Origin of the sequence: Methanolobus sp. WCC5 (assembly GCF_045690325.1) — an archaeon.
In the GTDB taxonomy this organism is placed as follows: domain Archaea; phylum Halobacteriota; class Methanosarcinia; order Methanosarcinales; family Methanosarcinaceae; genus Methanolobus.
Genome location: NZ_CP146981.1, coordinates 2,818,321 through 2,843,922 on the forward strand (window position 1 = coordinate 2,818,321; position 25,602 = coordinate 2,843,922).

The following is a 25,602-nucleotide window of genomic DNA, read 5'->3' on the forward strand; positions in this document are numbered from 1 at the left end:
CTAATATGGAAGACAAGATCATCAAACAGATTTCCCTTTTTGCTGAGAACAAACCCGGTCGTCTTGCTAACATAGCAAAGAACTTCAGGAATGCAAGTATCAATATAAGGGCCTTCACTATAGCTGAGGCCGGAGACTTTGGGATTATCAGGATGGTTGTAGATAAACCGGATACAGCCCATCAGGTACTTCATGATGCCGGTTTCACAGTTTCTGAAACCAGTGTGCTGGGCATTGAAATGGAAGATGTTCCCGGTGGACTGGGAAAGATAGCTGATGTGCTGGGTGAGAAGAACATCAATATTGACTATGCCTATGCTTTTGTAACAAAGACGGAAAAGGCCCTGCTAATTCTCAGGGTCAGCGATATCCGGGCAGCTGTAGAGGTTCTTGATGGTGCCGGTATCAAGCTGATAGACATGGCAGATATCCAGGAGATATGATCTTCAGGATATCACTCTTTTTTTAGTCCCAATCCCGTCATTTTAAACTCATCCATTCTTTTTTCAGCATAATTCTCATTTTTAAGGTATGCCTGGTTATCAGTTTTACCGGGGTATGGTTTATCATCGAATTTCATCATAATCCTTCGAGAACTATATATATTAATTGTATCAAATAAATACGTATGTCAAAGGAAGGGGACCTATCAGTATATTTACTTGAAAACCTTCATCAAATAGCTGAAGAAATAGTGGAGATGCAGTACCAGCAAATGCCTGCTATTGATTCACAATATGGTGATGCAGGGAGAAAGAAGAATGTAGAGGATGTGAAATATCATCTCAAATTTCTGGTAAATGCCTATAATTATGAAAGTCCTGAACTGTTTGGAAGCTATACAGAGTGGCTAGGGATCCTTTTTAAACACCTTGACTTCTCAACTTCTGACATGGTTCTGAATATGCAGATCACAAAAGAAGTGCTTGCATCATATTTTGATCCGCATGTCCGGTCAAGTCTCTTTGACATTCTTGATCTGGGAATAAGCAGGCTTTCTGAAGAACCTTCAGATATATCGTGCTATCTCGAAAAGAGCCGGATGCCAGAACTTGTGAGGGATTATAGTACATACCTTCTCAACAATGATGTAAGGGCTGCCTATGACCTGATAATGGAAGCTATCAGGGATGGTACGGAACTGAAGGAAATATACCTCAATGTTTTCCAGTGTTCCCAGTATGAGATAGGCAGATTATGGCAGATGAATGCAATAAGTGTTGCAAGGGAACATTTTTGTACTGCTGCTACCCAGAAGATCATGGCACAACTTTATCCTTACATGTTCTCCGGCTCATCCAACGGCCGGAATATGGTGGCTGCATGTGTTGGCAATGAGCTTCATGAGATGGGCATAAGAATGGTTGCAGACTTCTTTGAGATGGACGGATGGAACTCACATTATCTCGGTGCCAATACCCCATCCAGAAATATCATAGGGGCTGCAGCTGAAGAAAAAGCAGACCTTTTACTCTTATCGGTGACTATGATCTCACACCTTGACCATCTCAGGGATGTCATAAGTAAGATAAGGAAAAACGATAAAACAAAAAATATCAGGATAATTGTCGGCGGATACCCTTTCAAAGTGGATGGTTCTTTGTGGAGAAAGGTAGGTGCAGATGCATCTGCACGCAATGCCCAGGAGGCTGTGAGCATCGCCAATGCTATGTAAAATTTAGTTGTAAACCAATAGTTATCTTCTCATAATGCATGCAATAATTGAGATATATGTCGTATCGACACATGGGTGTTAAGATGCCCTCTATTGATGAACAGGAGAGTACTACCATCAAGTCACCGGATATTCCTGTTTCATGGCAAGCTATGCCTGAAGAGGATATATTGGACCAGATAAGCAGGCTTAACAATGAACTGGTAAATGCCCACCGGGAGCTTGTTAAGAAGAACAGGGAGATAGCCACCCAGAAAGAGCGCTTCAGGCAGATCATTGAACATATAAGCGATTCTCTGGTGATCATCGATCAGGACATGAAAGTGCTTTTCATGAACGGGCCTTGTAAAAGTATGCTCGGGTCAGAAGAACGGGACTTCACAGGAATGGACATATGTGACCTGCTAACATTGAAATATCCGCATAGCAATGATCGGTTTGACATTGCAGGTTCATGTGATCCTGTAAAAAATGATAACTCTTTTCAAGCGGATATGGTACTTCTTCGGGAACATGGCAATGAACTGCATGTGGAAATAAGCCTGTCTAAGATATCAACTTATAGCAACTTTGGCAGTGACATGCTGCTTGTCATGCATGATATCGATCAGAGGAAGAAACTGGAATACAGGCAGGCTGAGATCAATGATTTCCTCAGGGTTATCAATAGCATATTGCGGCATGATATATCCAATAATCTCACAATAATGGGCATGTCTGTTGATCTTATGAAAACTCCCGGGAATGAAGAAATTGCTGCAAAGGCACTAAAATGCATAGATAAATGCACATCCCTGATAACGAGGATGCAGGATCTTGAATCCGCCCTTTTTAAGGACTACACGCTGCGGCCCTTCAATGTCAGGGATGTCGTATCTTCAGTTATCGAGAACTATGATATAGGTTTCAATGTAGAGGGAAAAGCTACTGTAATGGCTGACGGGGCATTGTATTCTGTTTTTGACAACATAATTAACAATTCTATAGTACACGGTCATACAGAGCTAATAGAAGTTGTTATTGTCAAAACCGGGGATTTTTGCAGGATTGAAATCAAAGATCATGGGACGGGTATACCTTCATCTATTATGGGCAAAGTGTTTGAAGAAGAGTTCAAATATGGTTCCAGTGCACATACAGGTCTTGGACTGCACATTGTCAAAAAGGTTATTGAACGATATGGCGGAGAAGTGCATATTACTGCAAATAAGCCTGCAGGAACGGTTCTCATTTTAAAGTTACCTTTATCCGATCCATAACTATCCTCTAATGATGTCATTGTATGTCATTGTATGTCATTGTATGTCATTGTATGTCATTGTATGTCATTATGAAGGATTCTCTGCCGGTATCTATTTAAATTAGAATGTAAACCACCATTAATTTATATTACCTGTTGTCATTCCCATTGAAATGACGGATGCTACCGATGTAAATGGGGCTAACGGGCACAGGTCAAAACTTGGCGGTTCCCATACAACTATAATTGGCGGTCGCATTGGTAAAAAGATAGTATCTTTATTGAGCCGCCATCCTGAGGTCAAAAAAATAATACCTTCAGTGATAACTGTCAAAGGAAAAGGTAATTCCGGAGGCATGTTGAACGCCAGGGTACAGCGACCGGATGAACGGGGTAACCTGAGGCTTTTGATCTCACATGGTACTTCCTTCCAGGAACTGAGGATAATCACAACAGTTGGCAGTTTTGAAGAAGGGGAGCGTATCATGGAAGAGCTTAATTCTTTACTAGTTGATGAATAAGGTGTTATATTATGTTCATTGGTATTGATCATGGTACGACTGCAATGCGTTTTGCTGCACTTTTTCCACAAAGCGGGAATATACTGAAATTGGAGATACCAAGGACCGATGCAGCAAATATGAGTGAGTCCCGTCTGGTCTCAACCATCGGATCAACATTTGGGATAAGGGTTACTGATATCTCTCTGATGGCTGTGACATATTCCATGGGGGATGGTATCCGGGATATTGAGGATATCAGGAATGTGAAGAACCGGGGAGTAAAAAGCATAGAAGGCGCCGGTAAGAAAACAGGCGGTGGAGGGCGTGTATTTGATAGCATCAGGTCATCGGGTATTCCGGCAGTGGTAATACCTGGCATTCATGAGGGAAGTGGTACCGATCCGCGGCTCAATATATTCTCTCATTCCACAAGCCCTGAGAAAGTGGGCATCGCATATCATGCATATTCGCTTGGTCTTACTGATTTTGTTCTCTCTGACATAAGTTCCAATACTGTTACTCTGGGTGTTGCAGGTGGAAAACTTATTGGTGCAATTGATGCATGTATCTTTGCTCCGGGCCTTCAGCACGGTCCCCTGGATGTACAGGCACTGCGTGATGTGGATGCAGGGAAGATGAGCGCCAATGAAGCTTTTGTACATTCCGGTGTACTCAAACATACTCCTTTCTCAGACAGGCACCAGCTCATCAGGGCTGCTGAGGATAAAGACCCCCGTGCCATTCTGGCACTGGACAGCATAGCGCTTTTTGCAGCCATGGAGATTGCCGGTATGCAGCTTTTGCTGAAGGACCATGGTTCAAAAGGTGAGATTATCGTAGAGGGTTCGGTGGGCGAGATCCCTTATGTTGTGCAGAGGATAGAGAAGCACCTTGATGTCAGGGTCCGTGTGCTGGACTGGTGGAGTGCAGCTCTTGGATGTGCTGAGATAGCCCGGGATATTCATGCAGGTTCAAGGGATATCCTTGGTCTGAATGTCAACTTTGATAAAGATGTGACAGATACATGATGTTTGCTATTTCAAATTTGAAATTATAAATTTAAAACAATATATTATATAATATATATCACAGGGAAAAGGGAAGAGAGGAAAGTGAAGTATTAATGCTCGCGGTGTTTCTGACTTCAGTATTTTGTACATTTTCCTTCAATGTAAACAACTGAAACACCTTTTGTTCCCAGCTTTTGTTCTATCACGTCTTTAAACATGTTCTCTGTCTCAATGCTCCCATCAAAGCTCATGCACCGGTCAATATCAATAACGGTTGTGTCGGGCACAAGCACTTTCACCACTTCAAGCAGGTCCGGGGCCAGCTGTCCTCCTGTCATTGCAGCTATTTCATTACGCAGTATGAATACAAGAATATCAAAACCGCCGTATACGGCATTAATAAGGCCAGTTATCCCCGAATGTGCAAGTCCGAAGTCCCCTATTACAGCCACTCCCTTTCCGGGAAAACCGCAGGCTGTGGAAATCGCACCACCCAGTGAGAATCCGGTGTTGACTGCAGTTAGTGGCTGCGGTGCTGTCCGTATGGAGCAGCCCATGTCCCCGGCAACCGGCTCGATATCATGCAGCACATTATAGAGTGGCATGAACGGACAGTCGCTGCAGATGGGTCTTGAACCCCTGGCAGCTATGGTCTGGATGTCTGTGTACTTTGAGACCCTATCCATGTCGATGTTCTCCAGGGCAAACTCTATGTGTTCTTTTTCGATCATGCCCACAGGCAAATGACCGCTTTTTTTGCCAAGGATCCTGTCATGGTTGCATGTGCTGACATAAGATTCTATGAAAGCCTCGCTTTCTTCCACAATAAGCACACGCTCGTGTTTGTCAATGAACTGCATGATAATGTTTTTGGGCAGTGATGTTACAAGGCCAAGGGCAAGATGTGAGCAGCCTGAATACACCAGTTGCGTGGATAGTATTTCATCCACTATTGATGAGGGGTAACCTGATGATATTATCCCGACCTTTTCCCCGCTCATTGATACGCGATTGAACCGTGAGTTCTCAGCTTCATACATCATCAGGGGTTCTGTGAAGATGTGGAAACGCTGATGCTTCCCGTGCATGGTGAATTTCCACATTTCTCTGTCAAACTTCTTCCCAGGGGTCCCAGCTCCTGTTTTTCCGTGTACTGTCCTTCTGATTCTCCTTATGCCCTGTTCAGCTTTTTCCAGCCTGTCAGTTATACGCATAATTACAGGAACTCCTGTTTCTTCACAAAGACCGAATGCCCTGTTCAGTGAGTCGTAAGCATCCTGGGGGGTGGCGGGGTCAAAGACAGCGGTCTCAGCCAGTGCTCCGTAGAACCTGGAATCCTGCTCGTTCTGTGATGCCTTTGCTCCGGGATCGTCCCCTGCAAGTATGACAAGCCCTGCACCGATGGTGTGCATCATTGCAGTCATGAGGGGGTCTGCAAGCACGTTCATACCCACGTGTTTGACCAAAACCATGGACCTGCGTCCAGTGACCGAGGCTCCCAGTGCAGCCTCAAGGGCCGCTTTCTCATTGGTGAACCAGTTGATCTGGTAAGAGCCGGAATCCTTTTCCTTGAAAAAGAGGTCTGCAACTGCAGTAATGGGGTATCCGGCAACAGCAGTAATGAACCTTACATCGCTGTCAACAGCTGCAAGGCGGATTGCTTCAAGGCCGGTGATCTCCCTTTCAGTTGTCATGTTTCTCTGTTTCTTGCTGCATTGTTAATCAAAGCTGTGCATCCAGCCTGACCGATTCATCAGGCCTGGCAAACCATGCCAGTGCAGCCAGTGCACCGATGATGCCGTTGCCGTCAAGCCATATATCCACGTCGTTGTCCTCTGCACACTGCAGTGCATATTCCTTTGTGAGCTCCCTGCTGCGGCATTGTTTGCTGTACTCGTTCATTTTCTTTGCATCAAAGTCAGAGAGCACAACCATTCCGGTCTCTTCAGAGACACTATATTTCAGGAGCGCTGCCTTTATGCTCTCAAGTAACTCCTGTTTCACGTCCTCATTCACACATCCGAATTCCAGCACTGTGGACACACAGTTCTGCGTCCTTGCCGATACCGGAAAAAGCTGTACCAATGAGTGGGAGAGGTAAACGGATCCTATGCAGTCCAGCTCCTTTGCAATATTGTGGGTCAGGGTCCAGGTGGCCCCCTCTTCCTTGGTGTCTGTGTCGTCGATACCAATGAGCACTCTCTCTCTTTTCGGGACCACGATAGTCCCTTTTGCAGACCTCCCGCCACCGGATTCTGTATAGTTGCAACACAGCACACCCTCAGCGAACGCCCTGCATCTGGTGGCGCCGACCCCTCCTCCTCCAAGTCCGGCATATGTTATGCGGACCTCATCTCCTTCCACGACCACAGCTTCAATTCCCGCGGCAGCCCGGGACGGCTTAAGCTCGAGGGTGGACGTGCCGGTCTTAACAGTGTAGCGTATCATGTTCCCGATCGAACGCGTCTTCAGGATGAGCGGTGAGTGTGAATAATGGAACTTGGACCATGCAGCACCACCATAACAATTGCTATGCTCAATGATCTCCGCATACTCATTGTTCCTGTCGCATATTGCATATATGCCCCTGTACGGAGTGGTATAGGGGTCATTGAGTTCTATCTCTTTCATTTGCGTGTTAATTGCAGGTCAATAGTTTAAATGTTTTGTTTGTGGCTTTAAGTGTAATGCCAGGATTGCGGAACAACGGCAAAATACCCGAATTCCCGACAATCGCACTGCCCATGCTCGCAATCATCGGGCTGGCATTGATTTTCAGGAGAAAGGAGTGATCTGATTCACTCTTTGCTTTTTATTGCTGCGCTCTTTTTTTATAGGAATTATGCTTTTTTGGAAATCGCCGGTTATGATCGGCGAAAATGGATAAAATCACCGATTATAATCGATGATTTTATCTGCCTTGACTACAAATAAGTCGTTATGGAACAAGCTGTGACAGGGATACTGGAAAAGCAGAATCCCTGGTGGTTCGGGAAAAGCTACAGTACCGGGATTCCCCGTTTGCAGTACTATCCCCGCTTATCGAACTATATGGGTACGGAAGAGATACTGCTGATACTCGGTGCCAGAAGGACCGGCAAGTCAACGCTGGTACACCAGCTCATCAGCAGTCTAGGGCTTCCTGAAGATGAGGCTGCCTCGATCCTTTACATGAACCTTGACGAGCCTTTGTTCCAGAGCCGGTCTGAGACGGCTGATCTTCTTGCAGGCATCATCGAGGACTACATCGCATCGACTAAGAAAGAGAGATACTACATCTTCCTTGATGAGATACAGAACTTCAGGTACTGGACGCAGACCCTGAAAACCTTATATGATACGGACAAGCGCCTGAAATTCGTACTGATGGGCTCGACATCATCCTTGCTTAAGAAGGAGACGATCACCCGGCTGTCAGGCAGGTATCTTGCTGTAACCGTCTTTCCCCTTACGTTCAAAGAGCATCTGGATTTCAAAGACCTCAAAAGGCTCAGCTCCGCAGAAAAGAAGCAGGTGTTTGAGGAGTATCTGAGGCATGGTTCATTTCCCAGGATATCCCTGGAAGAGGACAACAGCATAAAAGAAGAGCTTTTGAAGAACTATTATGAGACCATATACCTGAAAGACATAATATTCCCCCATAAACTGAGGAATAACCGGGACATAATAAACCTGCTGTATTTCACTATCTCAAATGTCGGCAAGCCCTTTTCCTACAACAGCCTGGCAACTGCCCTGGAGATATCCCCGGACACGGTAAAAGAGTACCTGGGCTATGCAGAGGACTCATACCTGCTATACTCCATAAACAAATTCGATTTCTCCATCCGCAAACAGCTTGCGAACCCCAGGAAGCTATATTGCCTGGACACGGGTCTGATAAATGCGGTATCTTTCAGGTTCTCGGAAAATTACGGCAGGCTGCTTGAGAACCTGGTTTTCGTGGAGCTCAAAAGAAGGCAGCATGAGGTCTACTATCATAAAGGGGCGCAGGAATGTGATTTTATCATAAAGGAAAATGACAGGATAAGCACTGCCATCCAGGTGACAAAGGAGCTGAATTTCGAGAACCGAAGACGTGAGTTCGAAGGATTGACCGGGGCAATGAATGAGTACGGCCTGAACGAAGGTCTCATCCTCACAAAGGATACGGAAGAACTGGTCGAAATGGACGGCAGGAAAATAGTCGTCAAGCCTGTGTGGAAGTGGCTGCTGGAATAAGGGAATCGCCGGTTATGATCGGCAAAAATGGGCAAAATCACCGATTATGATAGATGATTCTGTAGTATGAAGGAATTTTGTTGTTCTTTTTGCAGTCTTGGCTCTGTTGAGATCCCGCCAGTTGCAACTTTAAGGTCAGAGTTAGTAGTTGGCCAGTTGATCTACCGGAAGTCATGAATAAATGATCCATCCCGAAGGGTTCGGCGAAGCCGGCGTTTTCCCACAAGACGAACAGGAATGATCCGCAGACTGCTATTTGAATCACTTTCTTGACAGGACCTCTGTGTAAATCTAACTATCCCTTCAAAATCTGCAGCTTGAATGATGAAATAATTCCATAGTCTTCGGTCCGGCAGCGAAAGAACGTGCCGCCTGCGGCGGATGGTTGCGTTTGTTATGTTGATCGTTTTCTGCAGAGCCTGCTTTACCTATCTCACATACCCCTCATCTTTCAGACTCACATACCTGCCGTCCCCGATGACCACGTGATCCAGCACGTCGATGCCCAGCAGCTTGCCGCCTTCCACGAGTTTTTCGGTAACTGCGATGTCCTCCCTGCTGGGTGTGGGATCGCCGGAGGGGTGGTTGTGCGAGAGTATGACCGAGGCGCAGGACTCCATGAGGGCGGCCTTGAAGACTTCCCGTGGGTGGACGATATTTGCGTTCAGGCTGCCGATGGATATTATCTCCTCCCGCAATACCTGGTTCTTTGTGTCAAGGAGCAGGGCTACAAGCCTTTCTCGTTTATGCTCCCGCATCCTGGGGTAGAGCAGCGAGTAAACATCTGCCGGGGACCTGATCTTGCGCCTGGGCTCGTCACTGAATCCCTCAAGCTTGCGGGCAAGCTCGAACACGGCAGATATCTGGGCTGCCTTGGCACTGCCGATGCCGTGGATCTGCGTGAGCTTGTTTATGTTTGCCTGGCTGAGCTGTTTGATATTGTACTCCGAGAATATGCGGCTGCACAGGTTGATGATGTTCTCCTTCTGTGTCCCGGTCCTCAGGATGATGGCCAGCAGTTCTGCATTTGAAAGTGCCTCTGGGCCGTATTTGAGCAGCCTTTCACGTGGCCTTTCATCTTCAGGCATGTCATGGATGCGTATCTTGTACTCGCTAATGCTATTCATTGCAAAGGCTACAATACTGGTGGGATATAAATTAATCGTAATTAACCTATTATAAATTTCATTGAATCTAAAAAATGATCTCTATGAATGACCTGTTTCTATGGGTCTGGTTGTGTACTTATATCATAGGATCGCATAAACAACTGCATGAAAGTCATTTGTGTTGCAGGTTATAAGAATTCAGGCAAGACAACCCTGGTTACCCGTCTTGTTAAAGCACTTTCCATAAAAGGCTCTGTGGGTACGGTTAAACAGATGCTGCACCATCGTTTCGATCAGGCGGACACCGACACCGGCAGGCACTTTGATGCAGGGGCGGATGTGGTTGCTGCCATCACAGAGAGCGAACTTGTCACAATCAAAAGGAACCCTACCCTTGAGGATGCCCTTGATGCACTTGCAGACAGCGGCGTAGATTTTGCCATCGTCGAGGGAGCAAAGAGCAGCTACCTTCCCAAGATATTCCTGGGTGCGGCAGAGGATTCCGATAAGATCCAAAACATCATTTTAAGCCTGCCTGTAAGATCGGACTGGGACATCGATGCCCTGGCAGACCTTATACTTGAGCAGCCCGAATGGGTGACTCTCAACTCTCTTATCAGAAAGGTCCGCTCAAATCCTGATATATGTCTCTCAGGCGGTATAGCGACATTTACAGGGATAGTCCGGCGTGTAAGCGGGGATGTGGAGACAACTGCGATCGATTTTGAAAAATACGAAGGTGTTGCGGAAATGGCCATTGAAAGGATATGTCAGCAACTCCGGGAAAAGGATGATATCATAGACGTGCTCATCCATCACAGGACCGGTCTTATAAGGTCAGGGGAGGACATCGTCTACATAGTGGTTGCAGCAGCTCACCGCAAGGAGCTCTTTGAAACCCTGGTCGAGGCCCTTGAACTCATCAAGGAAGAAGTGCCCATATGGAAAAAAGAATACACTATAAATGGTGATTTCTGGGTGCACGACAGATCAGGGGAATGACCGGATAGTTTTGGTATTGTCTGGTAGGTATTGTCTGGTATTATCTGCATTTTATCCTGAGGAGTTTTCTACCGGTTCTTCAGTCCCATGCGCTCATCGATCTCTTCTGCGATTATTTCAAGCTCCTGGAATATGCGCTCAGAGTCCTTCTTCATTTCCCGGACTGCGGCCTTAAGGCTTCCTCCCCGCAGGTAAAGTGCACGCTTCTGCCTGTATATAAGGCCTGAATTGATGAGGTTCCTTATATGGTGGTTAACCCTTGAAAGGTTCACATCCAGATTCTCTGCAATTCCATCAGATGATATTTTTTCCTCTTTTGTGGAAAGTTGATCCAGCAGGTCAAGAACTATCTGTGTGGCAATATTCTCTGTGTCCCTTCCGGAGGACAGTCCGAAACTGTTACAGAACCAGCGGACATCCTCTTCCAGTTTTTTCTCCCTGGGTTTTTCCAGGTTTATCAGGATTATCTGCTGTGGCATAGAATCTCTTTATTGTACTGGGTATATATAAAGCTTATTGATATTTTATCGATATCATATCGATAATACAAAAACCAATGATATTTTATGCAACATGTTTATATACGAGATTGACAATACTATTGCTCAGTTGACCGGAATCCTCCGGTCATGTCATTGGAGGAAATCGACGATGATAATCAGACCAATCGGTGAAAGAGTATTGATCAAATCTATCAAAAAGGCGGAAGTGACAGAAAGCGGGATATACATCCCGGATTCCGCGCAGGAAGAGAAAAAAGAAGGCATAGTCGTTGCAGTGGGCACCTTTGAAGATGGAAAGGAGCTTCCAATAAAAGCAGGTGACCATGTGCTCTATGGCGGATATAAGAGTGATGAGATCGATGTGGACGGAGAGTTACACCTGTTCATCGATTTTAAGGATGTCTTGGCAGTCATTGAAAAATAAAGTGGACAGAGGGAATATACAATGTCAAAACAGATAATGTTCGATGAGGATGCACGCAAAGCATTGTTAAACGGTGTTGACAAGGTAGCGAACACAGTAAAGATAACACTTGGTCCGAAAGGTCGCAATGTGGTGCTTGACAAACCAGGCAATCCGGTAGTGACCAATGATGGTGTCACCATTGCAAAGGAAATAGAACTTAAGGACAAGTTCGAGAACATGGGTGCAAAACTTGTCAAGGAGGTTGCGTCAAGGACCCAGGACAATACCGGTGACGGAACAACCACTGCAACCCTGCTTGCCCAGTCCATGATAAGGGAAGGCCTGAAGAACATCAGTGCAGGCGCAAACCCCATTGAGGTCAAGAAAGGTATTGAAAAAGCAACTGAAAAGGTAGTTACACACCTTAAGGAAAAGAGCCAGGATGTCAAGGATAAAGAAAAGATCCTGCAGGTTGCAACGATCTCGGCCAACAATGATGAGGTTATCGGCGCATTGATTTCCGATGCCATGGAGAAGGTAGGATACAACGGTGTCATTACCGTTGAGAACTCCAAGACCATGGAAACACATCTGGATGTTGTTGAAGGTATGCAGTTTGACAGGGGTTTTGTCTCACCGTATATGGCAACTGATCACGAGAAGATGACCTGCGAGTACGAGGATCCCTACATCCTCATAACTGACAGGAAGATCAGTACCATGAACCAGATAATCCCTGTGCTTGAGAAGGTGGCCAAGGAAGGCAGCCCGCTTATCATAATTGCACAGGATGTGGAAGGTGATGCACAGGCAGCACTCATACTTAACATAATCCGTGGTTCACTGCGGGTCTGTGCCGTCAAGGCCCCTGGCTTTGGTGATGAGCAGAAGGAGATGCTTGAGGACATCGCAGTTCTCACCGGTGGCATGGTCATCAGTGAAGATAAAGGCATGAAACTTGAGGAATTCTCTGAGAACATGCTTGGAAAGGCTCGTAAGGTCAACGTTGACAAGAACAAGACAACAATAATCGAAGGCAGGGGTGACAGGGCAGCGATAGAGGGGAGGATGAAGCTTATCGAATCCCAGATAAAGGTCACGGATGCGGAGTTCAAGAAAAAGGAGCTCAAGAAGCGTCTTGCAAAACTTGGTGGCGGTGTCGCTGTCATTAAGGTCGGTGCAGCAACCGAGACCGAACTCAAGGAAAAGAAGATGAGGATCGACGATGCCCTGAATGCCACCAAAGCTGCAGTTGAAGAGGGTGTGGTCACAGGCGGCGGTATCTCATTGTTCCGTGCATCTTCAGTACTTGATGCTCTTGAGCTTGAAGGTGAGCAGAACATTGGTCTTAAGATCGTCAAACGTGCACTTGAGGAACCTATCCGCCAGATAGCCCTGAATGCAGGAAAGGACGGTGCTGAGGTCATTGCTCAGATAAGGTCCGAGTCTGATGACCAGTACGGTTACAACGCCAAAAAAGACAGTTTCGAGAACCTCTTTGTGGCCGGTGTTATCGACCCGACAAAGGTTGTCAGGAGCGGATTGCAGAATGCAGCATCCATTGCAGGGATGATACTGACAACCGAGGCTGTAGTTACCGACTTTGACGATGAGAAAGATGACAGGACTCCGGCGATCATTATCTGATCGCTTTTCCTCATTTATTTTTCACAAAGATACATGCAAAGACTGAAGTGAAAACAGGAGGGATTCCGGAAAAAGCTGTGATGTAAGAAGGACCAAGAGTAGAATAAAAGATAGATGTCAAGTGATGAATTTGAATGATGAATCTGAAAGATGAATCTGAAATCAATAAAGAACAGAAACACGAACAATGAATAGCTGAATATCCATAAGCTAAAAGGAGTGATAGTATGAGATTTGGTTTGACAAAAGTGACACCAGCAAGAGGTGGACTATGGAATCCTATGGAAGAGATAGTGCAGATGCAGGACATGCTGAACAATATGTTCAAGGAGAGAAGCTTCGGGGAGCATTGGTCAGAAACCGGAATACTGGCGCCACTTGTGGATGTTAAGGATGAGGGTTCCGATATCCTGGTAAAGACAGACCTTCCGGGAGTTGAGAAAGGTGATGTTGACATTGATGTCAGCGACAACATGCTGACCATATCGGCACAACGCAGCGCCAGCACAGAGGAAAAGGAAGAAGGTTATTTGCGCAGGGAGAGGACCTACAGCTCATTCTCAAGAACGGTTTCACTTCCCGAAGCGGTCACGACTGATGGTGCAAAAGCTAAACTTGAGAATGGTGTGCTTACAGTGACCCTGCCAAAGATGCAGATCGAAGAAAAGAAGAAGATACTCATCGAATGATTCATCATTAATGGTCCGGGTATCATTCAGACTTCAGTATCAGTGAATTATCACCGGGGATGCCTGTGTGCTCTGCAAAACAAAACAAATTCAGGCATCCCTTTTATCATTCCGGGCAGGCATGTCCCCATAAAAACGTGTCAGAGGGCTGTTCAGTGTAATGGCAGTGGAAGATAATCTGTCAATGCATGTCAAAAGTAATTTAAGTCAATCATTCAAAGTTAGAATGATAATGTTGATTGCATAATGTTGATCACACAGATCACACGAAATTAAAATTGCGGGATAATGTGGGATAAAATATCCCGGGGAGTATATTATTATGGATCTTAACCGTTTCACACAAAAAGCCCAGGAAGCTGTCCAGGGCTCAGGTACGATTGCTGCCAGGTACAGGAACCAGCAGATAGATTGTGAACATCTGTTGCTTGCACTTCTTGAGCAAAGTGGAGGGCTTGTAACAACATTATTGCAGAATATGGAAGTCCCGGTGGACCGTGTCAGGCAGAAGGTGGAATCATACCTTGCAAACCTGCCTCAGGTCTCGGGTCCAGGCGGAGAGCAGGTCTATATGGCCCAGACAATGCGCCGTATACTTGATGCCTCCGTACAGGAAGCCGGGAAGATGAAGGATGAATATATCAGTGTTGAGCATCTCTTGCTTGCGATGCTGGCTGAAAGGGACAGTCATTGTGGCAAGCTCCTGGCAGGGGAAGGTGTGACACGTGAGCGGCTTCTTGAAGCCATTAAACAGGTAAGGGGGAACAGAAGGATCACCTCAGAGAATCCGGAAGATACGATGGAACCGCTTAAGAAGTACGGCATAGATTTCACAGAGCTTGCAGGTCAGGGAAAACTGGATCCTGTGATCGGCAGGGACCAGGAGATTAGACACAGCATCGAGATCCTTTCCAGGAGGCGGAAGAACAACCCTGTGCTCATCGGTGAGGCGGGTGTTGGTAAGACCGCTATCGTTGAAGCACTTGCACAGCGTATTGCTAAAAAGGATGTACCCGATGCCATGAAGGAGAAGCGTATCGTCGCCCTTGATATGGGCTCTCTTATAGCAGGTGCCAAGTTCAGGGGTGAGTTCGAGGAAAGGCTAAAGGCAGTGCTCAAGGAAGTTGCCGAATCGGAAGGCCAGATTATTCTCTTCATTGATGAGATACACACCATCGTAGGTGCAGGTGCAACAGAAGGTGCCATGGATGCAGGCAATCTCCTCAAACCAATGCTTGCCCGTGGTGAACTTCACTGTATCGGTGCCACTACTGTGGATGAGTATCGTAAATATATCGAAAAGGATGCGGCACTTGAGCGCAGGTTCCTGCCGGTACTCGTGGAGCAGCCCACTGTGGAGGATACCATTTCCATATTGCGTGGGCTCAAGGAGAAGTACGAGGTACATCATGGTGTGCGTCTGAAGGACTCGGCGCTTGTTGCGGCTGCTGTAATGAGCAACCGCTATATTGCAGACCGTTTCCTTCCTGACAAGGCCATCGACCTTGTGGATGAAGCGGCTGCAAAGAAAAGGACTGCTATAGACAGCAAGCCTGCGGAACTGGACGAGGCCGACCGCAAGATAATGCAGCTTGAGATAGAACGTGAGGCTTTGAAGAAAGAGAAGGATGAAGCTTCAAAGGAACGCCTTGAGGCCCTTGAAAAGGAACTTGCTGACATCCGGGCCGAATCCGATGCCATGAGGGCCAGGTGGGATCGCGAGAAGGAAGCTATCTCAAAGCTCAGTACCCTCAAACAGCAGATAGAGGATACAAAGGTACAGCTTGAGCTTGCCGAGAATGACAACAATCTGGAACTGGCTTCACGCCTGAAATATGGGACTCTCATTCCATTGCAACATGAGTATGCAGAGGAGGAAAAGCAGCTCAAGGATATGCAGGGGGAGATGCTCCTTAGCGAGGAGGTCGGTGAAGAGGATATCGCAGAGGTTGTGAGCCAGTGGACCCACATACCTGTGACAAGGCTCATGGAAGGTCAGCGTGACAAACTGGTTCATTTCGAGGACAACCTGCACCAGCGTATAATTGGCCAGGAAGAGGCTGTCAGGGCAGTGGCTGATGCTGTGATACGTAACTATGCCGGCATAAAGGATCCAAGAAGGCCTATTGGAAGTTTCATATTCCTTGGTCCCACGGGTGTCGGTAAGACCGAGCTTGTAAAGGCGCTTGCAGCCGAGCTTTTCGATAATGAGAACAACATGGTGCGCATTGACATGTCAGAGTACATGGAAAAGCACACAGTTGCAAGGATGATCGGAGCGCCGCCTGGCTATGTGGGTCATGAGGAAGGAGGCCAGCTCACCGAGGCCGTTCGCAGGAGGCCTTATTCAGTTGTGCTTTTTGATGAGATAGAGAAGGCACATCCTGATGTTTTCAACGTCATGCTGCAGATACTGGATGACGGCAGGCTGACCGATTCAAAGGGCAGGACGGTTGATTTCAAGAACACCCTGATAATCATGACCTCTAACATCTTCGGAGGAGACCTTACAGAACTATTGAAGTCAGGTGAGGAGATCTCCCGCCCGGAGCAGGGACTTCCGGACCAGGGGAGGAAGGATGCTAAGATTGTGGACTATACGACTCTCCAGATGCGTGCAATGACAGAGCTTGGCAGGTATTTCAGGCCCGAGTTCCTCAACCGTATCGATGAGATAGCCATCTTCCATGCACTAAAGCCCCGGGAACTTGTGAGGATCGTTGACATCAAGGTGGCAGACCTTGCTGAAAGGCTCAGGGACAAGCGCATCACCCTTGAGATGACAGATGCTGCAAAGACGTATCTGGCAAAGGCCGGATACAGCGAGACCTTCGGTGCAAGACCGCTGAAAAGGGTCATACAGAACGAGGTAGAAACAAGGATAGCCAAGCTGATAGTGGCAGGAGAGGTGCCTGAAGGCTCAGTTGTACATGTGGACAGCGATGGGAATGAATTGCAGGTAAATGTCAGGTCTGTAACCCCTTCACATGCTGAATAAGCATGTGCAGATGTGCATAATGGATTAGCAACTTATGATATAGGTGATAAGGAACCGTTTGCCAACGGCATTCGGTTCATTTTATCCTGTTTTTCTTTCAGTAAATATCTTACTTACTCCCGTCTTAATTCTATTTTATATATGTATATATATATATATATACCTGTATATTTGCCTATTTGACATAATGTACTATCTACACATTGTTACAATTACGTTACCTCTTTTAATACCCAAGTGCCATCCTTATAAGTACTATAAGACCTACGAAAAGGTTCAATACCACAAGTCCTCCAACGACCATTGCACCTAGTTTCAGATACTTCGTATCAAAATCCAGTATTGAAAGTGCATTTTTAACTGAATCCATGGTCTCATTGGCTTTTTCAACAGTTCCTTTTGCTTCTTCCAGGGTCGCATTGACGTTGTCAAGCAGAAGGTCTATACGAGGCTGTTCCTCGTTCCTCACATTCTTCAGGACACCATGAAACTCATCCAGTGTCTTAGGTATTATTCCCGGCTCCTGGACCCATTTGTTTGCCAGGAGTTCGTATTTCTTCTCAAGTTTCAGGGACTGCCTGAAATAGAATGCTTTCTGGGCTTTGAGCAGATCATAATTTCTCTGATAGCCGTCAAATTTTGTGCTCAGGGATGCCGATATCTTTGCTCCGTACGGTTGCATCGCAGATATCTGATAACCCGGTGACTTGCTGACAGCAGTTGCAATTCTGGCTATGTTCTGTGCGGATATGATTGCAGCATCTGCTTTTGCACTGGCTCCGGAGGAGGTGACAGTTGTAGGGCTTGCAGCCGCTGCTTTCATGAAGGGCTGTGAGATTTCAGCTTCATTCACAGTCATGTCCCGGATATCCTCATTAAATATCCTGGCTTTATCTTCAATGCTGACCTTCTCTCCAATCCGGGTGCTGACATCCTTTTCATCGATCATATCTTCAAGGCCGGCCTTCTCTTTTGAAATGTCTGCAATTTTCACAGCATCAGGTATTGCGGTTGCATTCATCACCTCATCAATTATGTTGCTGGCATAGATGCTCTCTTTTGGGACCTTGATAGAGCCGGAAGCTATCTCAAATTTATTCACGGGGTGCGTCTTCATTATGTCTGACAATTGTGTTGTCACAGTGTCTTTTCTTGAGATGAGTCCTTTGTAGTAGATTTTGTCAGCCTGTACTATCTCAAGCTGATCTTTAATCGAAGGGTTGAGTTCTGTGACCGGAACTGCTATTTTTTTCTTTGTGACAAAGAGCTTCCTGACTTCTGTGAGGACTTCCTCGCTCACATCCAGATTATCATCCAGGGATGCAAGTATGTCCTCTATCATGGGCTGTTCAATAGTGTTTATTCGTTCAAGTACTTCCTTGGCATTGTATATGCCTGTGGTGAGTACACCTGGTTCCTGGTAGAATATATCATGTATCTCCTGGTTCACAGCTGCAAGCTTTGCCATGAGCTGGAATTTTTCCAGGATATCTTCCAGATTGCTAAGGATGTCCCAGAAATCAAAATCAAAATTACCTGTATCACTGATGCCCTTTTCTTTAAGCTTGTTCTCAAGTCTTGTCTTTTCCTGTCTCAGGGTATCAAGTCTTGCTTTTTCCTCATCCCAGAGATCGGCTTCGCTTCTTGGTGTAAGCCTTCTAACAGTCAGCAGCTCTTCTGCTTCTTTCAATGTAGATTCAAGCTGCTCTCCCACTGCCTGTATTGTCGAGCCGATGACTGCAATTGCCATTCCCACTTCTTCTGCAGCCTCACCGGCAGATTCTGCCGCATTGCCTGCCTGGTAGATAGCTTTCCCGGCTGTATATAGGCCACCTGTAGCAACACCAAGCACGACATCATACCATGCCATATCTAATCCTCCATTATTTCTCTTTCTGTCCTCTGGAAGTTTCCATGGAGTGAAGGCATAAGCTTGTTTATGTGTACCACTATTGGGCGGTTACTACATTAGTTAATGTTCTGTTTCCCACTCCAGATCCTCTAAAAGGACTTCAATTATATTTATTGGTGGCTCATAATATATACCTTATCTATATTTTGAATAAGATTAATTCCTTTATATTTTAAGAACAGTTTTCACAGTATAAGGTCTGCTTTTTTACCTTTTGCCCATAGTTCCTCAAACTTAACTTTCAGTTTGCCTGCATATTCCCTGTCATATACTTTCAGCTCTCCGAATATCTTCTTTGGCTGAAGTGGGTCGGGAATTGGTATATGGGTAATATACTCATCAATGAGTATAAAATCATATTCGCAGTCAAGGAGCCTTATGTCAATGTTCTTTCTGATCATTTTCCTGACCATTGGGTCGTGAATATGTTCAAATCTTTCTTTCAAACCGATAAGGAATATTTCTTCGGGTACGATAGTCTTTATATTGATCCCCTTTTCTGCAGCTTTTATAAATTCATCGATGACCGTTGGAATGAGTGTCTTTGGATCGATACATTTTTGATTTTGCAATATTTCCGTTACTTTCCCTGGTTTTATATGCAATATCTCTTTCTCGGTTTCATCCAGCATGTTCTTGATATTCTTAAGCACATCTTCCTCACCTATCAGGGTTGACCAGAACTGGATCTCTGCATGTTCCGGCTGGGCAATATCGGAGAACCTTGTTTCCAGTTCCGCTACTTTCAATTTAAAGTTCTCCAGCTCATTTTTTGTTTCTTCTTCTTTTTTTGCATATAAGGATTTGAGTGCAATTGCCGGTTTTACTGCTTTGTACTTTCGGGGTCGTGATCTCTGGAATTCCACAAGCCCCATGTTGTTCAGGTTGGAAAGGACCTCATAGATCTTTCCTACAGGTATGTCGGATTTACGGGATAGTTCCTGTGCTCCTGTTATTCCTTCCTTTAACAGGGTTGCATATGCGGATGCTTCATATTTTGTAAGTCCCAGGTCCCTTAGTGTGTTTTCATTGTCCATATTTTCACTTTTTATTTTAAAGGATCCATTTCTGGCTCTGTAGAAATCCTTTCTGTATCAATAAACCACAGATAAATACGGATACATGAAAAATATCTGCGTGTATCAGCGTTACCTGCTAAACGGAGGTTTAGCAGGCACTCAACTCTGTAAGAGGTGAGTGTATCTGCGGTTCACAAATTATTGATAATAGGTTTTCTACAGAGCCTAATTTCTTTAGATTTATAAGTTAAAACAACTATATAGATGTTTTTACTGCCGCAATTTCGGATCAAGCGGATATGTTCATATATTCTCCAGATAGGCCTAACTATCTGAAAGATAACCTTAATGGATCAAATAAAAGTAAGCATGAAAATCCATGGTGTTGGTATTCGTGTCCCGGGAACCTTTTCCCTGATACCGAGTGCATTTGACAATATATTTATTACTTATTATTTATTACTTATTATTTATTACTTATTTATTTATTTATTTATTTGTTTATTTATTTATTAATGAATTAACTTGTTACACGTTTTTTTATGAGTAAAATGGTTTAAAAGGAGTTCGCACTATATAATGCTCAAGTCTGTCCATAGCAGGCCTGGATTATATGCTTCAAATTTTGTTTTGAGATAAAGTACCTTTCTAAACACCAAGTTCTTCTTTTTTTATCCATGTTTTAGCTTTGGTTGGCTTATGGAAGTATAATAAACCCTACTTGTCCATTAATCGAAATACTTATCTACTAATAACTCTATTATCATCTTGTGTACCATCAACCACACGCTTGCCGTGTAGTTAGTACCACCCTATCCAACCCCCAAAACGAGGCATCCTTCTAAGGATGTCTCCAACCTTCTTTTCATCTGAATATCTGATAGGAATGACTTAAGATGCTGTTTTATGTCTTGTATGGAATATACCGGGTTTTTAACTTTTCATCAGTTTATTGGGGGGTAAAATCCTTATATATGTAAAAAGGTCATTAGGCAGTAATCAAAACAACTATGATGGAGTTTTTTTATTATCGTAATTAATCCAAAGGAGTGTCAATCATAAAGAACATCTTTGAAAGACTGGGCGTCTTCGTCGAGGAAAATACGGTACCTATCGTGTTGATAGCACTGCTTTGCATCATTATTTCCTTCCAGGGTGCCCAGTTAATAGGGATGGCATCGGGTACGGATACTTTTGTAGACAAGAATTCAAAGCTGTATCAGGACTATGATCATCTTTTTCTGAACCTTTTTGGCACTGAGTCCATTGTTATAATGGTGGAAGGAAGTGATGTAAAAGATCCCCGGCTTCTGCAAGCTCTTGACAGGGCATATATTTCCGTTCAGAGCATACCAGGTGTTGTAACGGTAACATCTCCTTCAACTGTTATAAAAGAGGTCAATTACAGGATGACCGGGAGAAGCCAGATCCCGGATGACAGATATCTTATTGATGAAATGATCGATTCTCATATGCCTGCTGTTCTGATGCCTGATGGCACACATGCTGTCATGTCTGTGGTCATTGAAGCCACAGCATCGGATTCAACAAAAGAGGAGATACTCAGAGAAACTGAGAAAGCTATCGAGCTTGCAAGTTTTCCGGCTGATTACACTATAATTGTCACAGGTGATCCTGCTTTTAATGCTGCAATGAATGATGAAATGAGCAGCAGCATGGGAGTACTTTTACTGTTATCTGTCATTCTGATGGTTGTTGTGCTGTACCTGGTATTCAAACATGTAAGATGGAGACTGCTTCCGCTTCCGATAGTACTGGTAGGTATTATTTTTACCTTTGGTGCAATGGGTTTCCTTGGAATACCTCTGTCCATGGTTTCAATGGCAGCGTTTCCTGTGCTTATAGGTCTTGGAATAGACTATGCGATCCAGTTCCATAACAGGATAGAAGAAGAACTCGAAAGAGGGGAATCCGATGAAGAAGCCATCATCGACACGATCAAGCACACAGGCCCTGCGGTTTTGATAGCACTTATCATTACAGCTCTTGGTTTCTTCTCTCTGTTCACATCTTCCGTTCCAATGATCAGGGATTTTGGAAAACTCCTCATGATAGGAATAGTAATGTGCTTCATTTCCTCCCTGTTCCTGGGTGTAACGGTAATCTATGGTTTTCACAAGATAGCTGAAAAAGACATATTTACAAAGCTGGGAATGAAACGTAATTCTTCAAAAAAACCCTCTTCAGCTCCAAAAACCAGGGTTCATGAGCCAGATATCCTTGAAAAGGGTCTAAAAGGCATTTCAACTTTCTCAATGAAACACCCATTGATCATCCTATCGATCGCCGGTCTCCTTTGTCTTGGAGGAATTTACGTGGATACGATGGTCCCCATTCAGACCGATGTTCAGACCTTTGTACCTTCAGACATGCCGGCTCTGCTTGATATGAAACACATGGGTGAGATTCTTGGTGGTTCTGATGAGTTGAATCTCATCATAAAAACGGATGACAATACTGATCCTGCTTTATTGAAATGGATAGATGAGTTCTCACAACATGAGGTCAAAGGGCGAAGCCATATATACGCTTCTTCCAGCATCGTGGACCTTGTAAAAGAAGCAAACTCAGGCCAGATACCCGAAAGTTCGGCTGAGATCTCAGCAATATATGATCAATTCTCTGATATGGAAAAAGAGACATATCTTAATGGAAATACGATCGTCCTTCTGAACTTCAATATTGGAAATGCAATGAGTGAGCTGGGGCTTGAAGGTATAGAAGTGCTTTCTAATGTAGTGAAGGAAGATCTTCTGTGGATGGCCCCTCCGCCGGGAACCAGTGTGACAATAACCGGGCATTCTGTGGTTTTTGTTGGGGTCATCTCGGCATTGACATCCGGAAGGGTGTTTATGACAATGCTTGGTATTGTGCTGGTCTTCTTTGGCCTGATTGTGATATATCGTGACCTCCTCAAAGCTCTGACGCCGGTCATAACCATGTTCATGGTGGTGGGCTGGTCGGGTGGGATTATGTATTACACAGGAATAGAATATACTCCGATGACAGCAACTCTGGGTGCACTCATACTTGGTGTTGGTTCGGAATATGCCATTTTGATGATGGAGCGCTATTTCGAGGAAAGGGACAAAGGTATAGCTCCTGAGGTGGCGATGCAGGAGGCAAGTGTAAAGATAGGTAAAGCCATTATGACATCAGGCCTGACGACTGTCTTTGGTTTCTCGGCACTCATAGCTTCGCCTTTCTCAATCACAAGCAATTTCGGGTTCATTACAGTCATGAACGTAGCCCTTGCCTTGCTTGCAACATTTGTGATCTTCCCTCCTGTAATCGTTTCACTTGACAGGTTCCGCGAAAAGAGAAGACACTACATGGCATCGATAAAAAAGAACAACTTATCAAAAAAAGGTGTTCTCAAGAGCATTCAGGAGGCAAGTACTCAATGAATGTGAATTATATATGTGTGAATAAATTAAAAAAGTATGTACTTCCTATAATGGTATGTATTCTGCTTTGGACTGTTGTTATATGTGCAGTCCCATCTGCGTCTGCAAAAGAATACCTGTCTCCTGCATATGAATATACTACAAATTTCTATAAAGCATACGGAGAGCCTGATCTATCTGTCACTCTACTTGGTGATACGGAATTCAATCGCGGTGAAACTGCGGACCTGAAAGTCGTGCTCTCAAACCGTGGTGTTCTCTATGGTTTCAAGGCTGACAAAGGTGTAGGTAGCTCGGTGACCATGCATGAATTATCACTCAGGGAGCTGCAATACGAAACTCTCAGGACAACTGCATATGGTGTCAAGGCAAGTCTGGTATCAACCAGTGACCTGATTGAAGTAGATCCTGAAAAAAGCAGTCATACAATTGAGAAGATTTCACCTGGTGTTCTTCCGGATGACCCTTTGCTTTTTACCATTACTCTGTCACACAATATTCCTGCAGGGGTTTATGTTCTGGAACTTCCCCTGAGCTATGAGTACAGCAAAGATGTCCGGATGACGCAAGGAGAGACCGTTATACTGGGAAGACCAGATCTTGATCATGTTGTTTACTATGAGAACGTGGAGACCAAGCTTCAGATCCCCATAATCGTAAAACCGGAAGCTAAATTCACAGTAAGTGATGTACAGGGCACTCTCACCGGAGGAGGCAAGGATATTGTGAATATCACGTATACAAATATCGGTGAACTTCCTGCAGAGGATGCCCTTGCAAGGATTGTGATAATGAAGCCTCTGAGTACGGATCGTTCCATAAAGAGCCTTGGTACGATGCAGCCTGGTGAGAGCAAGATGGTTTCATTTCTGATAGGTTCTGAGCTGGGAGCTGTTGAAAAAACATATAGTATAGACAGCGAGATACGATATAGTAACGAAAAAGGTGAATATGTATTCTCTGAAAATATGAAGGTCAATGTAGACCTGATATCACCTGAACGAAAGTTCAATGTCACAGGTCTGGCTCTTGCAGGTATTGTGGTCATACTGATGGTATTGGTAGTTAAGAACAGAAGGAAAAATGACTGAAATTATATTTAAGAGGGATGCTTATGCTTAGAAAAGTGGATTTTAAAATGGTTTTTTCAGTATCAATTGTTTTCAGCATGCTCTTTGTATCGCCTGTAAGTGCTGCTGCTTTTAATATGGATCTGGAGCTTCCGGATTTCTTTAATTTTGATGAGAACTATTACACAGTCTATGGTGGCCCTGATGTAAGTGCCACTCTTGTAGGGGGTAATGAATACTCAAGGGGAGATGAAGTAACCCTGAATATCAATCTTATGAATAAAGGTGTGATAACAGGATTTAAGTCTGAATCGAACACTGATCCTGTGACAACGCTTGAACAGAAGATACAGAAGACCGAGATGGGTTACGAGGCCCAGAAAACCACTGCCATTGGCATTGTTGGGATTCTGACATCTGATAATCCTTATGTGAGGGTGAAGTCCGGTCCCCAGGAGGCAGGTACTCTGGCATCCGGTGAACAGACATCTGATCCGCTGAAATTCAATATCGAGGTTTCAAAGAACGCTCCGGCAGGTGAATATACGCTTAACCTGACCATGTATTATGGTTACCAGGAAAATGTACAGATAAACGGTGACAATGAAACGGACCTTGGTATCACTAATATGGAAGTAGGTCTGTGGTATGGTGTTGGTCATCAGGTTCAGAACCTGAAGATTATTGTGAAGGAAGAGGCCCGATTTGAGGTTGTGAATGTTACAGGTGAGCTATTTCCGGGAAAAGATGGTCTTATAAGTGTTATTTATAAGAACGTTGGTGAAGCTGCGGTAAAGGATGCAACTGTCAGGATAAGTGCCGCGGATCCTTTCAGCACCACTGATGACCAGTCATTCATCGGTTCTCTCGAGCCTGGAGAGACGGCAGAAGCGGTTTTCAAATTAAAGGTCGATGCTAATGGCATTGCAAAGACATATGCCATCAATAGTGAGATCAAGTACGAAGATATGGACGGTCACAGTAAGATATCCGAGACTGTGAAAATACAGACAGAGGTCCTTCCTGTCAGCAGTTCGGGAACAGGGACCTATGCAATCATTGCTGTAGTTCTCATAGTTGCAGTAGTTGCTGTGATCGGTGCTAAGAAATACCTCGGCAGTAAAGAAGGGGATAATTGATCTCTTTTTTTCTGCGTTTCATCTTTTAAGG

At 44.8% G+C, this 25,602-nt stretch carries 22 protein-coding genes; 15 read left to right on the plus strand and 7 right to left on the minus strand.

Annotated features, from left to right (window positions below; genetic code table 11):
• Positions 1–5 precede the first annotated feature (5 nt).
• Positions 6–443, plus strand: a complete 438-nt coding sequence (locus V7O64_RS13655) for an ACT domain-containing protein (RefSeq protein WP_407355918.1) — start codon at positions 6–8, stop codon at positions 441–443.
• A gap of 11 nt (positions 444–454) precedes the next feature.
• On the opposite strand, the gene V7O64_RS13660 is transcribed toward V7O64_RS13655, so the two are convergent.
• Positions 455–583: a hypothetical protein gene (locus tag V7O64_RS13660; RefSeq protein ID WP_407355919.1), complete on the minus strand. Its 129-nt coding sequence runs from the start codon at positions 581–583 to the stop codon at positions 455–457.
• 45 nt (positions 584–628) lie between these two features.
• Here V7O64_RS13660 and V7O64_RS13665 point away from each other — a divergent pair, with 45 nt between their 5' ends.
• From V7O64_RS13665 to V7O64_RS13680, 4 genes are all read left to right on the plus strand, one after another.
• Positions 629–1,675, plus strand: a complete 1,047-nt coding sequence (locus V7O64_RS13665) for a B12-binding domain-containing protein (RefSeq protein WP_407355920.1) — start codon at positions 629–631, stop codon at positions 1,673–1,675.
• 83 nt (positions 1,676–1,758) lie between these two features.
• Positions 1,759–2,934, plus strand: a complete 1,176-nt coding sequence (locus tag V7O64_RS13670; RefSeq protein WP_407355921.1) for an ATP-binding protein — start codon at positions 1,759–1,761, stop codon at positions 2,932–2,934.
• Positions 2,935–3,088: 154 nt separating this feature from the next.
• Positions 3,089–3,436, plus strand: a complete 348-nt coding sequence (locus tag V7O64_RS13675) for a DUF2103 domain-containing protein (RefSeq protein ID WP_407355922.1) — start codon at positions 3,089–3,091, stop codon at positions 3,434–3,436.
• Between the two features lie 11 nt (positions 3,437–3,447).
• The gene (locus tag V7O64_RS13680) at positions 3,448–4,446 is read left to right on the plus strand and encodes a methanogenesis marker 12 protein (RefSeq protein WP_407355923.1); all 999 of its coding nucleotides are present in this window, start codon (positions 3,448–3,450) and stop codon (positions 4,444–4,446) included.
• A gap of 116 nt (positions 4,447–4,562) precedes the next feature.
• Here V7O64_RS13680 and V7O64_RS13685 read toward each other — a convergent pair whose 3' ends face one another.
• Positions 4,563–6,122, minus strand: coding sequence for a thiamine pyrophosphate-dependent enzyme (locus V7O64_RS13685; RefSeq protein WP_407355924.1), 1,560 nt, complete (start codon positions 6,120–6,122; stop codon positions 4,563–4,565).
• A gap of 28 nt (positions 6,123–6,150) precedes the next feature.
• Entirely contained in the window at positions 6,151–7,059 is a 909-nt protein-coding gene (mmp11, locus tag V7O64_RS13690; protein WP_407355925.1) for a methanogenesis marker protein 11, read from the minus strand.
• A 56-nt stretch (positions 7,060–7,115) separates the two neighbouring features.
• Here mmp11 and V7O64_RS13695 point away from each other — a divergent pair, with 56 nt between their 5' ends.
• Positions 7,116–7,220 carry a PEF-CTERM sorting domain-containing protein gene (locus tag V7O64_RS13695; protein ID WP_407355926.1) on the plus strand — a complete coding sequence of 35 codons (105 nt, stop codon included), beginning with the start codon at positions 7,116–7,118 and terminating at the stop codon, positions 7,218–7,220.
• Positions 7,221–7,368: 148 nt separating this feature from the next.
• Positions 7,369–8,649: an ATP-binding protein gene (locus V7O64_RS13700; protein WP_407355927.1), complete on the plus strand. Its 1,281-nt coding sequence runs from the start codon at positions 7,369–7,371 to the stop codon at positions 8,647–8,649.
• Between the two features lie 428 nt (positions 8,650–9,077).
• On the opposite strand, the gene radC is transcribed toward V7O64_RS13700, so the two are convergent.
• The gene (radC, locus tag V7O64_RS13705) at positions 9,078–9,776 is read right to left on the minus strand and encodes a DNA repair protein RadC (protein WP_407355928.1); all 699 of its coding nucleotides are present in this window, start codon (positions 9,774–9,776) and stop codon (positions 9,078–9,080) included.
• Positions 9,777–9,923: 147 nt separating this feature from the next.
• Between radC and V7O64_RS13710 the strand changes: the two genes are divergently transcribed.
• Positions 9,924–10,760 (plus strand): molybdopterin synthase, encoded by an 837-nt coding sequence (locus V7O64_RS13710; protein WP_407355929.1) that lies wholly within the window; start codon positions 9,924–9,926, stop codon positions 10,758–10,760.
• 68 nt (positions 10,761–10,828) lie between these two features.
• Here V7O64_RS13710 and V7O64_RS13715 read toward each other — a convergent pair whose 3' ends face one another.
• Positions 10,829–11,239 carry an ArsR family transcriptional regulator gene (locus tag V7O64_RS13715; RefSeq protein WP_407355930.1) on the minus strand — a complete coding sequence of 137 codons (411 nt, stop codon included), beginning with the start codon at positions 11,237–11,239 and terminating at the stop codon, positions 10,829–10,831.
• Positions 11,240–11,411: 172 nt separating this feature from the next.
• On the opposite strand from V7O64_RS13715, the gene groES reads away from it, so the two are divergent.
• The 4 genes from groES (at position 11,412) to clpB (ending at position 17,003) form a co-directional block, all read left to right on the plus strand.
• On the plus strand, positions 11,412–11,687 hold the full coding sequence (groES, locus tag V7O64_RS13720) for a co-chaperone GroES (RefSeq protein ID WP_407355931.1): 276 nt from the start codon (positions 11,412–11,414) through the stop codon (positions 11,685–11,687).
• A 21-nt stretch (positions 11,688–11,708) separates the two neighbouring features.
• Positions 11,709–13,316: a chaperonin GroEL gene (gene groL, locus V7O64_RS13725; RefSeq protein WP_407355932.1), complete on the plus strand. Its 1,608-nt coding sequence runs from the start codon at positions 11,709–11,711 to the stop codon at positions 13,314–13,316.
• A gap of 227 nt (positions 13,317–13,543) precedes the next feature.
• On the plus strand, positions 13,544–14,005 hold the full coding sequence (locus V7O64_RS13730) for an Hsp20/alpha crystallin family protein (RefSeq protein WP_407355933.1): 462 nt from the start codon (positions 13,544–13,546) through the stop codon (positions 14,003–14,005).
• 322 nt (positions 14,006–14,327) lie between these two features.
• On the plus strand, positions 14,328–17,003 hold the full coding sequence (gene clpB / locus V7O64_RS13735; protein WP_407355934.1) for an ATP-dependent chaperone ClpB: 2,676 nt from the start codon (positions 14,328–14,330) through the stop codon (positions 17,001–17,003).
• 226 nt (positions 17,004–17,229) lie between these two features.
• Here clpB and V7O64_RS13740 read toward each other — a convergent pair whose 3' ends face one another.
• Together V7O64_RS13740 and V7O64_RS13745 are read right to left on the minus strand one after the other, a co-directional pair.
• On the minus strand, positions 17,230–18,873 hold the full coding sequence (locus tag V7O64_RS13740; RefSeq protein WP_407355935.1) for a hypothetical protein: 1,644 nt from the start codon (positions 18,871–18,873) through the stop codon (positions 17,230–17,232).
• A 227-nt stretch (positions 18,874–19,100) separates the two neighbouring features.
• Positions 19,101–19,952, minus strand: coding sequence for a TrmB family transcriptional regulator (locus V7O64_RS13745; protein ID WP_407355936.1), 852 nt, complete (start codon positions 19,950–19,952; stop codon positions 19,101–19,103).
• 1,040 nt (positions 19,953–20,992) lie between these two features.
• Here V7O64_RS13745 and V7O64_RS13750 point away from each other — a divergent pair.
• The 3 genes from V7O64_RS13750 to V7O64_RS13760 are packed head-to-tail and all read left to right on the plus strand — an operon-like array spanning position 20,993 to position 25,571.
• Positions 20,993–23,362 carry a hydrophobe/amphiphile efflux-3 (HAE3) family transporter gene (locus tag V7O64_RS13750; protein ID WP_407357356.1) on the plus strand — a complete coding sequence of 790 codons (2,370 nt, stop codon included), beginning with the start codon at positions 20,993–20,995 and terminating at the stop codon, positions 23,360–23,362.
• A gap of 50 nt (positions 23,363–23,412) precedes the next feature.
• On the plus strand, positions 23,413–24,453 hold the full coding sequence (locus V7O64_RS13755) for a COG1361 S-layer family protein (protein ID WP_407355937.1): 1,041 nt from the start codon (positions 23,413–23,415) through the stop codon (positions 24,451–24,453).
• A 23-nt stretch (positions 24,454–24,476) separates the two neighbouring features.
• Positions 24,477–25,571, plus strand: a complete 1,095-nt coding sequence (locus tag V7O64_RS13760; protein WP_407355938.1) for a COG1361 S-layer family protein — start codon at positions 24,477–24,479, stop codon at positions 25,569–25,571.
• The last annotated feature ends 31 nt before the right edge of the window (positions 25,572–25,602 follow it).